This is a genomic window from Nostoc sp. (genome assembly GCF_036918245.1).
GTDB lineage: Bacteria > Cyanobacteriota > Cyanobacteriia > Cyanobacteriales > Nostocaceae > Nostoc.
In genome coordinates, this window is the sequence record NZ_JBALEF010000030.1 from 1 (window position 1) to 14,578 (window position 14,578).

Consider the following 14,578-nt stretch of genomic DNA (forward strand, 5'->3'; position numbering starts at 1 on the left):
ATCACCTTCTGACGTAGGTCGTAACTGTAGGGTTTTGGCATTGGTTAAGCGATCGCTTCTCAAACAAGGGACTACTTTCAGTTTACGTCCTAACTACCTTGGCGGTTACTATAAAACCAAAAGAGGTACTTTTTATTAGGCTGATTAGACGGATATGATATAAGTCGTTGGAGACTCACGTGAAATAAATATTCTGCGTTTGGGCTTTTATTTTGGGAAAATTAACTTACATACTCTTATACAGCTATTTAATCAAGTAGATTCCAAAATATGTCTAATGCAGTTAAAGTATTTTTTTCCTATGCCCACAAAGATGAAGTATTGCGTGACAAATTAGCAACTCATCTGAGCATGATGAAACGTCAAGGAGTTATTGAAGCTTGGCACGATCGCGAAATCAGTCCCGGCAGTGAATGGGCAAATGCCATTGATGAAAATCTTGAAGTTGCAGATATCATTCTGCTGCTCGTAAGTGCTGACTTTCTGGCTTCAGATTATTGTTACGACATAGAAATGACACAAGCAATGGAACGACATGAAACGCGGAAAGCTCGTGTAATTCCGATTATTCTTAAGTCGGCAGACTGGAATGGTGCGCCTTTTGGTAAACTACAAGCACTTCCCAAAAATGCTAAACCGATTACAACCTGGCAAGACCAAGATGAGGCTTTTTTAAATGTTGCTCAAGGGATTCGGAGAGTAGTTGAAGATATTGCCGAATCAAAAACCTCTTCCTCAACTGCTTCTGGAACTACTATGCCTGCGACTTCTAACCCTCCTACAACGAGTGGGGGTTTAACTGAACGTCAGCGTCGCCGATTAGAGCAAGAACGGGATTCACTACAACAACAGTATGACCTGGCTAGCACAAAATTAGGTCGGCTGCGCCAAGCATACGCCATTGAAACTGATGTATCTACAAAGTGGAAACTAGAAGTGCAAATTCAGGAAGCCCAAACAGAACAAAATAGATTAGATCAGCAGCTTGAGGAAATCGAGCAAAAACTTTTGTAGTTATATTTTAAAACAGCGACAGTATCGCCATGCCCCTAATGAAGTCTGTAGTTGTGAAAATATAAAAAGTATTTAGTCGTTATCTTTAACTTGATATGAGCGTAGCAGATTTATTCCCAACCTTGCACAACCTATCTCGTGCAGATAAACTCAAGGTCATGCAGTTTTTAGTTCAAGAACTAGCGACTGAAGAAGAAGCATTGTCGTTACAGCCAGGAGTCACTTATCATCTGTGGTCTCCCTATAATTGCCACGAAGCTGCTAATAAACTAGCTGCACTGCTAGAAGAAGACAGACAGGTAAACGATATTAACCAATCATCTGATTGTTCCTTCCACCTCAAAGCCTCACCATTCCACCTCTGAACTCGAAACTTGCACCTTTGAATACCAATTGTCGAGTTAAAAAGGCGATCGCTTGACCTTTAAGCCTCGAAGTTGCGCCTTTAACCCTCGAAGTTGTACCTTTTATCCTCGAAGTTGCACCTTTTATCCTCGAAGTTGAGCCTTTAATCCTCGCAGTTGCACCTTTAATCCTCGCAGTTGCACCTTTAATCCTCGCAGTTGCGCCTTTAATCCTCGCAGTTGCGCCTTTAACCCTCATCATTCTACTTTTGAACTTAAAGCTTGCACTTTAGAACAGAAATTCTCTAGTTAAAAGGGCGTAAGTCTAGCTTGTCGGAGACATTGCTCAACCTCTGAGCTTAATCAATAGGTTATTTTTACTCATCTAAACGCTGTGCGATCGCATTCAGCAATGACTCAAAGTCTGATTCACTGTGAATATCAGGGGTGAGCGTGTTCATATCTTTTAGCAGGTTGGTTAGTTCTGCGATCGTGTTGCGAATCTCGGTGTATTGGTCAATTTCTTCACGAAATCCCTGCAAATTAGCTGCACCAACTTTTTTCATCTCTTCGTCTAATTCTTTAATTTCGTCTTCCCAATGCTTAATATATTTAAGTCTTGTAACAGGTTTATAAATTTGGGCATCCGCTAACACAATCGGGAAAATTCGATTATAAAACTCTCCATTTTTAGCAATTTGCATTAGCTCAAACATACAATTGCGAGACTTTAAATACTTATCACTAATAACTGCGATCGCACATTTACCGCGTCCAATCCGTTCCATGAAGGCTTTGATTAGTCCTTTGTAGCCCAAATCGCGTTTATCGCGGATGATTTTGATTCCTTTTGCCTGGAAAGTTTCATCTAGTTTATTGACAAATTGCTCACTTTCTCCACGCCAAGCATAAGAGAGAAAAATTTCCTTCTCGAATTCTGGTGTAGATGGACGAGTTACCATGCAATTTTCTTCTTGATCGTGTTCACGCTGTCGTTCCTGTCGTTCTTCTTTGAGTTCGATGCCATCAAGCAGTTGTCGAGCATTGAATGGTTCTATCAAACCTGGGGGAATGATAAGTAAGTTCTTCTGTTCATAAACAAGCAGGTTTTTGTAGTCCACAACAATATTGGGGTGTCCCGGAATCGGTACTTTCTCTTCTGGTAGCAACCCTTTAATAGTTTGGTGGATGGCATCAAACTGAGAACGGATCATTGCTAGTAATTCTCGTCGAGTCGAGGATGAGCCGCTGATGGTGATAAAGATTTTGCGGTCTTCCTGATCGCTTTTGACAAGTGCCCGATTACCAAGGTGTTTGAGAACAATGCCGCTACGCCACCAAGTTTGGCGATCGCTGTTATGGTGCATCCGTACAATAAAGCGGGAGATGATACTGTTGGGGAGGACGCTGTAATGATACTGGAATGCCAAACCATTTTCCCAATCGCCTGTGGCAGGTTCTTCTTTAGGCAACAAGTCAGGGATGAGGAAGCGATCGCTGTTGCCATCCTCTAGCGGAAAGCAGAGTTCAAACTTCCGCATCATATCGATGATGAATAGTGGCTTATTGCCAGGATAGCGGGAGTTATCTAAAATCCGGTTAAGTTGAGTGCGATCCAGAATACCCCGAAATTCAGTCATCAGGCGATTGTCATTGAGGATCTTGTAAACTCCGTTCGTGACCCATTCTGGATTTAAAACTCCCATTTCTGCCAAACGCGGATCATCTCGGAAATTTAGAATGATACCAAGTTGATGCAAAAGTTCAATCAAGGTAGCTTGACTTAATGCATCACTAACCTGCTCCTCCTGAGACAGGCTTTCGTATTCACTATAGGGGATGTAATCCTTTTCCATCTGTTCCAAGCGGGTTTTGACCTGAAACCAGCTTTGGGGTAATGGGTCATGAATGTGATCTAAGTTGGCAATTTGGTTAGTAATAGCTAGCTGCAATTTCTCTAAACCTTCCCCAGTCTGACAGGATATAGACATGATGCCTTTAATAGCAGGGTATTTCTGGCACAGGCCGCGCTGATCGATGTCGAGGGGATGTTGGTCAATTTTGTTGCCAACAATCAAAATAGGGGAATCGTTGCTAAAACTCTGAATAATCTTTAGCCAGTATTCTAGTTTGTTTTGCAGTTCATCTACGCGAGAATCAAGCACTAGCAGATAAAGGCTGCGTTTAGTAAGAAAGAACTGGTGGGTGGCGTGCATGATTTCTTGTCCACCAAAGTCCCACACGTTGAGCCGGATTAATTGCTCGTTAACAGTAATCTGCCAGTTCGTGATATTGATGCCTTCGGTCTTGCACTCATGGGGGTTGTAGCGGTTATTGATTAGCCGTCTAACCAGAGAGGTTTTACCAACACTACCCTGACCAACTAGTAGCATTTTGGCTTCATTGAGAGGCTTTTTCTCTTGTTTCTGAAGTTGGAAAAAATAGTTGAGGATCGTAGATGGATCGCCAGGATTTCTGCGGAGATCAGATGATCCTAAAATTTCAGGTGGAATAGGAAGTTTGTTACCTCTTAAGTCTAATCTTTTGAGCTTAGTAAGTTGCCAGATTTCCTTAGGTAGCGTTTCTAGGAGATTGTTACGAAGGTTTAACCTGCTCAGTTCAAAAAGCTGCTCAATCCCTTCAGGCAGCATTTTTATTCGCCCATCACGTAGGTCAAGTACAGTTAACTTAGTGAGTTTCCATGTTTCTACAGGCAAAGTTTCTAATCTACTATTACTAAGCTTGAGTTCTTCTAATTTAATAAGTTGACCAATCTCTGATGGCAGCACCATCACTAAATTGTTGTTGAGGTCAAGCTCAATGAGATTGATGAGTTGACCAATTTCTACTGGCAGTGTTGTCAGTTCATTATTACTAAGGTAAAGCCACATGAGCTTGAGGAGTTGACCAATCTCTACTTGCAGGGTCGTCAGTTGATTGTTGCTAAGGTGAAGCCCAATCAGGTTGATGAGTTGACTAATCTCTACTGGCAGTGTTGTGAGTTGATTGTTGCTAAGCTTAAGCCCACTAAGGTTGATCAGTTGACCAATCTCTGCTGGCAGAGTTGTCAGTTCATTATTACTAAGGTAAAGCCCACTAAGGTTGATCAGTTGACCAATCTCTGCTGGCAGAGTTGTCAGTTCATTATTGGTAAGCTCAAGCTCAATGAGATTGATGAGTTGACCAATCTCTGCTGGCAGGGTCGTCAGTTTATTATTGCTAAGGTCAAGCTCCCTGAGGTTGGAGAGTTGACCAATCTCTACTGGCAGGGTCGTCAGTTTATTATTGCTAAGGTCAAGCTCCCTGAGGTTGGAGAGTTGACCAATCTCTACTGGCAGGGTCGTCAGTTCATTATTGCTGAGGTTGATGAGTTGACCAATCTCTGCTGGCAGTGTCGTCAGTTCATTATTGCTGAGGATAAGCTTGCTGAGGTTGGAGAGTTGACTAATCTCTGCTGGCAGTGTCGTTAGTTGATTGTTGCTGAGGATAAGCTTGCTGAGGTTGATGAGTTGACCAATCTCTGCTGGCAGCGTCGTTAGTTGATTGTCCGAGAGTAAAAGCCAGTCGAGGTTGGAGAGTTGACCAATCTCCGCTGGCAGGGTTGTCAGTTGATTTTTGCTAAGGTCAAGCCCAATGAGGTTGGAGAGTTGACCAATCTCTGCTGGCAGGGTTGTTAAGCCTTTGCCAGAAAGGTCTAATATTCTCGCTTCGTCTCTGGCAGCTTTTTCAATAATTTTCAGCAGTTCTTCATTAGTCATTTTAGGTTTTACAGAGGCAATGCCTGACGACGAGTTGCTGCTTGGACGCGCAGCAGAGAAATTGAGTTAATTACTAATTTAGCTTGTATTAACGATCGCATTCAGGCAATGTGCGTGCGATCGCAGACTCCAGATGACATCATATTTCAGGTTAGAGTATAGTTTGAGACGACATCAGTTTTTAAAATGATGTTTATACTTAGAACTCAGTAAATGAAAGCAGGTGCATAATGAAACTACAAGATTTCTTGGGAAAAGATGAGAAATGGTCGTTTGATGCGATCGCAGAAGATGCAGACTTGGCTCGTCAGATTCAGATATTGTTAATCGGCTTAGGTTTGCTAGAACCTCCCGCAGATGGGAAATTTGGCCCTGTTTCTGTGATATCTCTCAAAAAATTTCAAGAATTAGCAAAGACTGAAGAGAATGGCTTTTTAGGAGCAGTCACAGCCAAAAAATTAATTGAAACCAAAATAGATGATCTTCCTAAACCCCCCTTAAAACTAGGCAATGACATCCCTAGTAAGATTGTGAAATATATGCTATCCAAAGGTTATCAGGTATTTACCAATCCAAAAGAATACAACATTGTTTATGTAGAGGGCATAGATGCAGACTGGAAGCTCAACAGTGATACACCCAATCAATTTAATGATCGGCGGATTGTGATTGAAGTAGTAAATGGTATTCCCAAAATCGTAGATCACTGGGAAGCTACTACAGAACCAGGGAGATACTACACTTATAATCCGATGAATCCCAAAGGAGCGGCTAGGATTCAGTTTGGACAATACAAAGCTTGGGCTGTTGGCACTCACGGCACAGCAGAGCCTCATGAGGCATTAGTGCAAGTTGGAGATATAACTGTTTGTAGAGATTTCAACCAAGATTTTAAACGGACTAGCGACAAACTTGATATAGGTGATGATTTTTATGTGAATCAACACTACGGCTTTGATTTTCCCCGGAATGATATTCGCCTTGCTAGCGCGGGTTGTTTAGTAGGACGTACCCGTGAGGGACATAGAGAGTTTATGGCGATTGTTAAACAAGACCGTCGTTATGTAGCTAATCGCAAATATACTTTTTACACTACCGTAATTCCTGGGGATGATTTACTGTAAACGTTTTTAGGATGAAGTAATGGTTAATTGGTAGCATTTATTGTTGTGATGCAACGTCTAGTAGGGGCGCACAATTATTGGTATCAGCTTAAGCTCAAACGCTTGTCCCACATACGCTTTACCCCACCCCGGTTTTGTCTAAAGCCAAAACCGGGGTGTGGTGATGCGGTGAGTAACCGTAAGCGAATGAACTCAATGTCTAACTTTGTTCTTGTGGTTGTCCTATCTGTGCCGTCAATTTTTCTTTATCCTGCCTGCGTTTTTTGGCGTAAAGTTGAATAGTGACTGCCATCAAAATAATCATGGCGAAAATAGCCCAGGCGGCGATATCTGTAGGTAAATTATTCTTAAACACAGCCAGCAAAACGATCGCTACTAACATAACTGTAGGTGCTTCATTTAAAGCACGTAATTGCTGACTATTCCAGCGACATTCATCTACTGCTAACTTTTTCATTAGCCGAGCGCAGTAATGATGATAGCCAATTAAAATAGCCACAAACAGCAGTTTGATATGCAACCAACCCTCTTTTAAAATATCCGGTTCAGTGCTTACTAAACCGATGGCCATTGCGATCGTCACGAACATTCCTGGGTTAGTGATGATAGAGTAAAGGCGCTTTTCCATAATTTGATACTGATTTTTCAGTATCGTTCGTGCTGGTTCAGGTTCTTCGTTAGCTTCAACGTGATAAATAAAAAGACGTACTAAGTAAAACAAACCAGCGAACCAAACTACAAATCCGACAATATGAAAGGCTTTAAACCATGAATAAGCCATCAATCCTAATCTCCTTTACTTGTGGTTGTGATACATTTTTAATGGTAATAAAAAGTTCACAAATGCAGGCGGGGATAACATTAGACCTCTTGCAAAAGTCCTTAACACCCCACCCCCAACCCCTCCCCTGAGCAAGGGGAGGGGAGACAAAGTGTAGCTTTGGCGGGGTGGGGTTCTTATTTTTGATTTATCCAAAAGTTATATTGATAAATCTCGCAAAAATCCCAAATTTATTTTCTACCACAGATAAATATCTATGATTTCTCTATGTTTATCTGTGGGTTCATTTTTATAATATCGATTTTTGCCAGAGCTATATTGTCAATGAGCATCTTTACGACGCACAAAGGGTAAAAGGTCTTGCAAAATCGTCTCGTGGTAGTGTTCTTGAGGATAATGTCCGACGTTATTAAGTTTTATTAATTCAGTATTTGGTACGGAATTGGCAAAGTTTTCGGCAATGTCTACAGGTAGCCAAGGGTCAATCATACCCCATTGAATCAGAATTGGTTGTTGCCATTCTTTAAAGCCAGTTTGTATTTCTGTCATGGCTGAATCAAGCTGTAAATTGCGAATACTTGCTAAGAGACTTCGACCAGATGAAGAAGCTGTTAAAAATGGTTTTCGATAAATATCTAAATCTTTATCTCCTATGCGATAACGGCTTCCACCTTCTAGTGTCCGATCGACTAATAAGGGGTCTTGGGTCATTACTTCACCTGCTAAGGGTAAACCCATTTGTTTAATTTTCCAGGGTAATTTAGCAGCAGTTGAAATTGGTGTATTTAAAATAGCTAAATTAGCAATTTGTTCTGGATGACGCAAAGCATATTGTAGTCCTACAGAACCTAAAAAGCCTTGGACGACTAAAGAAAAATGTTCAAGTTCTAGGGATTTAATAAATCCTTCTAAAGCTGTGATAAAAGCATCGGGAGTGTAAGCAAAATCTCGTTTTTCTGGTTTGGCAGAAAAGCCGTAACCAATCCAATCTGGAGCGATCGCTCTTGTACCCTGCTTCGCCAAGGCAGGTATAATATGACGCCAACTGTAACTTTGTGAAACTAAGCCGTGTAGCAACAACACAGGTGCTAAGTCACTTCTGCCGATTGGTAAAGATTCCCGATAAAACCATTCCAGTGAATCTACATTGATTTTATGTTCTTTTATTGACACGTTATTTTCCTATATTGGGCATTGGGAATTGGGCATTGGGGAGCCAGTGCGTTGGGCGGGCAATGCCCGACTTGTTCGCGTAGCGTCTCCGACAGGAGAAGCAACTGGCGTCATTGGGCATGAGTTATTCTCCTTGTCCCCTTGTCTCCCTCATCTCCCCACTCCCCATTCCCTGAGAAATAATCATCTCACGAATCGCATAAGCTGTAGCGGGTGCTAGTAAAACGCCGTTGCGATAGTGTCCGGTAGCTAGGAGGACGTTACTAAACCCTGGCAACTTACCAATAACTGGGGCGGGGCGTCCTTCAGGACGGGGACGTAACCCTGACCAAGTGCGGAGAATAGTTGCTGTGGCTAATTCTGGACAAAATGCGATCGCTTGTTCTCTAATAGATTCCAGCAGTTCTTGATTTGGCGGTATCTCATCGCCATTGCTAGGAAATTCTACTGTTGCGCCTATCCAATAATCTCCACCGCCCACAGGAACAATATGGACATCATTACCCGTTATCGCTGGCTGAAAGTCGGGATTACCTAATAAATGCCCCACACGCATTTGCAAGGCTTGCCCAAGTACGGGGCGGATATCAATTATCTGATTTAATTTTGCCGTTAGTGGAGTTGAACCTAGCCCTGCTGCAATTACAAACCAATCTGCGGTTATTTTTCCTTCTGTAGTCTCAAGGCAATCGCAAAATTCAGATGTTGAGGTTGGGGCATCCAAAACAGTCACGCCAAATTTGAAAGTTACACCATTTTGCTGGGCAGCTTCAACTAAAGCTAAGGTGAGGGCAGTTGGATCGAGCTGGCGGTCTTGGGGAGAATAGACAGCGCCAGTAACTTTTTCGCGTTCTATTTGAGGACAAATATTCTGGAGTTTAGCCGTGTCCCAAATTTCTAAATTCCATCCTTGAGAGTGGCGAATTTCTACTAACTTTTCCCATGCTGACATCTCCTCTAGGGAGGAATCAGACAAAAGCATGAGAATTCCCTGACGATTAAAAGGAATTTTGCGACCTGTTAAAGCTTCTAGTTCAGGAATCAAAGTCTCATAGCGTTGGATGCTAGTTTGTCGCATCTGCCAAGCTTTGCCCTTGATTTTTTGGCTGATTACGCCCATCAAAACGCCAAGTGCAGCGCCCGTGGAAGCTTGTGCTGGTGGTTGGCGATCGCAAACTGTAATTTTTAGCCCTTTTACTAGACTCAGTTCAAATGCGATCGCAGCCCCGACTACGCCACAACCGATAATAACTACATGACTCATTGCTGTTTTGAGGCAAAGATGGGAGAGATGCGGGAGATGAAAGAACAGGGGAAGCAATTTTTACTCTCTCTCATCCTCCTCATCTCCCTCAGATCATCTTACCTTGCGCTTAACTTGCCTCTGCTTCACTGCTGGTCTTAGGAAGCAGTTGGAAAAATTTGTCAATCTCTGCGAAAGCAGCTTGGGAGTTATTTAAGGCAACTTGAGGATTGCCAGCACTAGTAGCTCTATCAAGTTTAACTAGGTCGTTAAACAAATCTCGCGTTATTTGACGTGCTTCGGGTTGGTCTTTGGGTAGAAGGTTGGAAGTGACATAAGTCAGATTCAGCCTTGCTTCTGTTATGGGACCATGTATAAAGTTACGCACATTGATCCAATCACCTCTTTTAATCAGGGTTGTCAACTCTTGTGAGCGATCGCGCACAGCCTGAATTTCAGGAACATAAGCCTGAATTTTTTCAAGTTGTACTGCTGTGTAAGTCGGAGGTGCCACCGCAACACCAGGACCACCACAACTAATCAGGAATGTGGCCAATAGTACTAGGAAAAATGAAAAAATCGAGCGTTGACGCACCATATATTGAACTTAATTGCTTTTGGTTTACCGATTAACAGTGTCATTTTAGATCGCTAGCGCAGTTAATCGTTCTTGTCAGCCAAGGATTTTGCAGAAAATCTTGATATTTTCTCCAAAGACCAGAGTTTCATCTGCTTTGGAGTAATTTTTAAGTACAATTACTTAATAGGTGTTAAGCAGTCCCAACAAGAAGCGATTTTTGGCTTCTGTTTAGTAACGAGGATTGTTAGGAAAATATGATTTAGAGTTGCTAAATATCAAAGCTCTTGATAAGCTGAAACACCGTTAATATAAGCCTTCTGGCGGTTTTTATGTCTTCACATCCCCGAAGATGCCGACGCAATATAGGAGTGTTTTTTAGTGAACGCAGCTGAACAGGCAACGAACCTTGAACTCGCCAGCAACATTGCTACGGTGGTTAATTTGTTCAAATTCGAGTTTCCTGATGCCAAATCCGATCTCAAACCCTGGAAAAATGACCCGGAAACTAGGGAGTTAGTCGATCCAGATTCTATAGATATTGGCTTTCACTTTCCTGGTATTAGCAAATCTTGGCGAAGTCGTAGTATTTTAATTCAAATCCGATTTTATCAAGATCCCATCAATAATTCCCGCCGGGCGATCGGTGTCGAGGTGGCTGGATTCGATCATCGCGGTGAAGCGTGGCGACTTTCTACGGTAGAAAACTGGAGTGTTGTCGGCGCATCTTCGCCTTCTGGTGAAATTGCGGATAAGCTCAAACAGATTTGCCGACAGATTTTAGAAGTATTTAATAAACCAAGTGAATGAAATCAACTTGTGTCAGAGAAAGTAGTGAGGAATAATACAGAGGAGAGCCTTGCGTAGGCGTAGCCACCCATATCACAATGACCACCGTAATATTTGTACATGGCACAGGCATTAGGGAACGAGAATACAACGAAACCTTTCAGATAATTGAGCAAAAGATTCACGCCCAACGTCCTGATATCAAAGTTTCTCCCTGCCTTTGGGGTGTATTAGGTGCAAAGTTCAATGATAATCGGGCATCAGTACCCTTGGAAGATGGGACACTGGCTTTATCTCAAGCAGAAGAAGACGCAGAGATTGTACTGTGGGGGCAATTATACCGCGATCCTCTGTATGAATTACGGCTGTTGTCTTTGAAACCTGTTGAGGCAGGAAATCCCTTTGGGGAAGAACCAGGCGATGTTTTGCAATCTCGTGTAGCCAGTCTCACTCCGACATCTCAACTGCAAGCTAAGTTGCAAGAGGCGGGAATTGCAGAGGTATTTGAGCCAGCACGAGAGGCGGTTATCCACAGTGAACCATATCAACGGGCATTGCTCACAGTTTCCGAATCTGATTTGAGTGAATATTATCCACCAATAGCAAGAGCGATCGCGGCTCAAGCAATGTTTATTAGCGAACAGCAAGAAAAATTTCCTTTGATACTCACCGATGCCCAATTGCGGGATAAAGTTGTGGAATTGCTGACTCTGGCTTTGACAGAGACGGAGTTAGGATTGGGTGGCTGGTTATTAAAGCCACTTGTGGGACTAGCTTTGCCAATGGGAACTAATTATGTCAGAGGAAACCGCCTTGAGTTAACTGATAAAGTCTCCCCTATGCCCGGTGATATTTTGTTGTATCAGACGCGGGGTGAAAAAATCAGGGCGTTTATCCAAGAACAAATTGCCCAAGCAGAACCGCCAGTGGTTTTAATCGCCCATAGCTTGGGAGGTATCGCTTGTGTAGATTTGCTAGTGCAGCAGCAGTTGTCTCAGGTGGAATTATTGGTAACAGTTGGTTCCCAAGCACCATTTTTATATGAGATTAACGCCCTCTACAGCTTAGAATATGGGCAGTTATTGCCAGAGCATTTCCCGGAATGGTTGAATATCTACGATTTACGGGATTTTCTCAGTTACGTGGGTAATAGAATTTTTCCTGATAGAGTGCAGGATGTGGTAGTGGATAGCAGACAACCATTTCCCCGTTCCCACGGTGCTTATTGGACAAATGCCAAAACCTGGGAGGCGATTATTTCGAGGTTGCCATAATGGTTTACCCCACCCTAACCCTCCCCTTAGAAAGGGGAGGGAACTAGATTTCTTGTTTCCCCCCTTTCCAAGGGGGGATTAAGGGGGGTAATTTGACTTGTGTGTACACCGTAGATTCCCTGCTAGGGAAGGAGGTTAGGGGATTAGGGGGTTAGATCATTTTCCATAGGAGGTGAGAAACTAAATCATCATGCAGTTGATGGCTAAACCTGAGCGGACATTTGGGTTAATTGTGGGTATTGAAAAGTACCACGAAACTGCTTGGAATGTGACGGGTGGGGGGCCAGCCGATGACGCGCTGAAATTTGCTCATTGGCTGCATCGGCGCGGTGTACCGAGAGAGAATATCCGGTTATGTTTATCAGCGCTGGAAGAAAATCATCAGTTAATTGGGGAATGTGGGTTAACTGTAGAGTTAGCAACAGAGCAAAATATCTCTGACATTGTGAGTAACTTTTTATCCCCAAAGTCGGGGGATTTACTCTACATTTTTTGGGCGGGACATGGTTTGATTACCTCAGAACGAGAGCGTCGGTTGCTTTGTGCTGATGCAAATAAACAGAATTGGCAGAATTTAGATTTGAATTCTTTATTAGTTTTGTTGCGTTCCGATAAATTTCAGATTCGTAATCATATTTGTATTATTGATGCCTGTGCCAATTATGTTTTAGAGTCGAAGGGAAGACCAACTAATTTAGGTGGGAAAGCTTTTTTGAGTGGTCAGCCAAAGCAAGATAGTCAACAATTTGTGTTACTAGCTACGCGGGAAGGAGAAAAAGCAAATGTAAATTCTGAAAATAAAACAGGATACTTTTCTCAAGCTGTGAGAGAGGCTTTAGCCGCAGCTAATGGGACTTTTCCCCCGAATATGATGGAAGTTACCGAGGCAGTTAAGCAGCAATTTAACGGTTTAGATAAAAAACAACTGCCGACTTATTTTTATTCCCGCAGTTGGGATGGAGATATTGAAAAATCTCATTTCAACCCGTTTGATATCCCGCATAATATCCAACAGAGTCAAGCTCGTCAGTTTGTTGGCAGGGATGAGCAAATAGAACAATTGCGTCAGCTATTGCAAGCAAATGATGTTGTGGCTATTAGCGATGTGACTGGGCAAGGTGGCGTGGGTAAAACAGAGTTAGCTATTCAATACTCATGGCAATATTTGGAAGATTATTCTGGCGGGTGTTGTTGGTTAAATCCCCAAGGTATTGATTTGGGAACCCAGTTAGTAGAGTTTGGAGTTGTGAATTTACCTAACTTTAATCCACCGGATGGATTAAGCCTAGCAGGTCAAGTTAATTATTGCTGGAAGAAGTGGCAAGCTGGCAAAGTTTTATTGATATTTGATGATGTCAAAGACTGGATGCAAATTAAACCCTATTTACCACTCAAAGGTTCTCGGTTTAAGGTGTTAATTACCACTCGTCAAAACACAGGGTTAACATATCCATCACTGCCGTTAGGTAAATTGTCAGCAGATGCAGCCTTAGAATTATTAGCAAAGCTATTGGGGGATGAATATGTTCAACAGGAGACGGAGACAGCAAAAGGAATTTGCAAATTAATGGGTTATATACCCATTGGACTTTATCAAATAGCGGCGTATAGTCGCAACCAGGGGGGAGTGTTATGTTAGCAGACATCCTTGCACGGCTACAGAAGCAAGCATCAACAGGTGAGTCTGGTGTAGCAGCAGCTTTTGAGTTGAATTGGCAAAGCTTGGAACCAGAGGCGCAAAAGTTGGCTTGTCTGTTGAGTTTGTTTGCTTTGGCTCCTATCCCCTGGTCTTCGGTAGAATCAGCAGCAAGTTATAGCCAGTGGGAATTTGACCTCAAAGCTAACTGCACTATTTTAGTTGAGCGTTATTTGCTGCAAGAATTGGCAGAGGACACCTACCAAATCCATGATCGCATTCGGGAATTATTGCAGCAGAAGTTAGAAGATTTGGCTGAAGCAGATGAACTCAAGCGTGGCTATTGTCAAGCAATGGTAGCCGTAGCAAAAGATATTCCTGAGACACCCATACTGATAGAAATTGCTCAAGCAACTTTGGCTATTCCTCATCTTGCGGAAACTGCCACAGTTTACCAAGCTTGGTTAAGCGATGATAATTTAATCTGGCCTTTTGTCGGCTTGGCTAGATTTTACCAAGGTCAAGGAGCTTATGAGCAAGCTTTACCTTGGCGTGAAAAATGTTTATCATCTGCTAGAAAACGTTTTGGGGATGAACACCCTGATGTGGCAACTAGCCTGAACAATTTGGCAGCACTCTACAAATCACAGGGAAGGTACAGCGATGCCGAACCTTTGTATATCGAAGCTTTGGCGATGAGAAAACGCCTGCTGGGGGATGAACACCCTGATGTGGCAACTAGCCTGAACAATTTGGCACTCCTCTACGATTCACAGGGAAGGTACAGCGATGCCGAACCTTTGTATATCGAAGCTTTGGCGATGTATAAACGCCTGCTGGGGGATGAACACCCTTGGGTGGCAAC

Annotated in this window: 13 protein-coding genes; 7 read left to right on the forward strand and 6 right to left on the reverse strand. The window is 42.7% G+C overall.

Annotated elements, in window-relative coordinates:
• Positions 1 to 270: 270 nt before the first annotated feature.
• Both V7L12_RS07030 and V7L12_RS07035 read left to right on the forward strand, forming a co-directional pair.
• A complete protein-coding gene (locus V7L12_RS07030) occupies positions 271 to 1,014 on the forward strand; it encodes a toll/interleukin-1 receptor domain-containing protein (protein ID WP_335083339.1) in 744 nt (247 codons plus the stop codon).
• A 95-nt stretch (positions 1,015 to 1,109) separates the two neighbouring features.
• Positions 1,110 to 1,379 carry a hypothetical protein gene (locus V7L12_RS07035; RefSeq protein ID WP_335083341.1) on the forward strand — a complete coding sequence of 90 codons (270 nt, stop codon included), beginning with the start codon at positions 1,110 to 1,112 and terminating at the stop codon, positions 1,377 to 1,379.
• Here the strand turns inward: V7L12_RS07035 and V7L12_RS07040 are convergent.
• Both V7L12_RS07040 and V7L12_RS07045 read right to left on the reverse strand, forming a co-directional pair.
• Entirely contained in the window at positions 1,354 to 1,620 is a 267-nt protein-coding gene (locus V7L12_RS07040) for a hypothetical protein (protein WP_335083343.1), read from the reverse strand. The two genes, V7L12_RS07035 and V7L12_RS07040, sit on opposite strands and share 26 nt — an antisense overlap.
• 115 nt (positions 1,621 to 1,735) lie before the next feature.
• The gene (locus V7L12_RS07045; RefSeq protein WP_335083345.1) at positions 1,736 to 5,116 is read right to left on the reverse strand and encodes a leucine-rich repeat domain-containing protein; all 3,381 of its coding nucleotides are present in this window, start codon (positions 5,114 to 5,116) and stop codon (positions 1,736 to 1,738) included.
• Between the two features lie 230 nt (positions 5,117 to 5,346).
• On the opposite strand from V7L12_RS07045, the gene V7L12_RS07050 reads away from it, so the two are divergent.
• The gene (locus tag V7L12_RS07050; protein ID WP_335083347.1) at positions 5,347 to 6,240 is read left to right on the forward strand and encodes a peptidoglycan-binding protein; all 894 of its coding nucleotides are present in this window, start codon (positions 5,347 to 5,349) and stop codon (positions 6,238 to 6,240) included.
• Between the two features lie 199 nt (positions 6,241 to 6,439).
• On the opposite strand, the gene hemJ is transcribed toward V7L12_RS07050, so the two are convergent.
• The 4 genes from hemJ to psbQ form a co-directional block, all read right to left on the reverse strand.
• Positions 6,440 to 7,021 carry a protoporphyrinogen oxidase HemJ gene (gene hemJ, locus V7L12_RS07055; protein ID WP_335083349.1) on the reverse strand — a complete coding sequence of 194 codons (582 nt, stop codon included), beginning with the start codon at positions 7,019 to 7,021 and terminating at the stop codon, positions 6,440 to 6,442.
• A gap of 321 nt (positions 7,022 to 7,342) precedes the next feature.
• Entirely contained in the window at positions 7,343 to 8,194 is an 852-nt protein-coding gene (locus V7L12_RS07060) for an alpha/beta fold hydrolase (protein WP_335083351.1), read from the reverse strand.
• A gap of 124 nt (positions 8,195 to 8,318) precedes the next feature.
• Positions 8,319 to 9,458: an NAD(P)/FAD-dependent oxidoreductase gene (locus V7L12_RS07065; protein WP_335083353.1), complete on the reverse strand. Its 1,140-nt coding sequence runs from the start codon at positions 9,456 to 9,458 to the stop codon at positions 8,319 to 8,321.
• A gap of 109 nt (positions 9,459 to 9,567) precedes the next feature.
• Positions 9,568 to 10,035 carry a photosystem II protein PsbQ gene (gene psbQ, locus V7L12_RS07070; protein ID WP_335083355.1) on the reverse strand — a complete coding sequence of 156 codons (468 nt, stop codon included), beginning with the start codon at positions 10,033 to 10,035 and terminating at the stop codon, positions 9,568 to 9,570.
• Between the two features lie 360 nt (positions 10,036 to 10,395).
• Between psbQ and V7L12_RS07075 the strand changes: the two genes are divergently transcribed.
• The 4 genes from V7L12_RS07075 to V7L12_RS07090 form a co-directional block, all read left to right on the forward strand.
• On the forward strand, positions 10,396 to 10,824 hold the full coding sequence (locus V7L12_RS07075) for a hypothetical protein (RefSeq protein ID WP_335083357.1): 429 nt from the start codon (positions 10,396 to 10,398) through the stop codon (positions 10,822 to 10,824).
• 77 nt (positions 10,825 to 10,901) lie between these two features.
• A complete protein-coding gene (locus V7L12_RS07080) occupies positions 10,902 to 12,077 on the forward strand; it encodes a hypothetical protein (protein WP_335083359.1) in 1,176 nt (391 codons plus the stop codon).
• A 199-nt stretch (positions 12,078 to 12,276) separates the two neighbouring features.
• The gene (locus tag V7L12_RS07085; RefSeq protein ID WP_335083361.1) at positions 12,277 to 13,716 is read left to right on the forward strand and encodes an ATP-binding protein; all 1,440 of its coding nucleotides are present in this window, start codon (positions 12,277 to 12,279) and stop codon (positions 13,714 to 13,716) included.
• Positions 13,710 to 14,578 (forward strand): tetratricopeptide repeat protein (locus V7L12_RS07090; protein WP_335083363.1); only part of this gene is annotated, 869 nt, incomplete at its 3' end. The genes V7L12_RS07085 and V7L12_RS07090, both read left to right, overlap by 7 nt.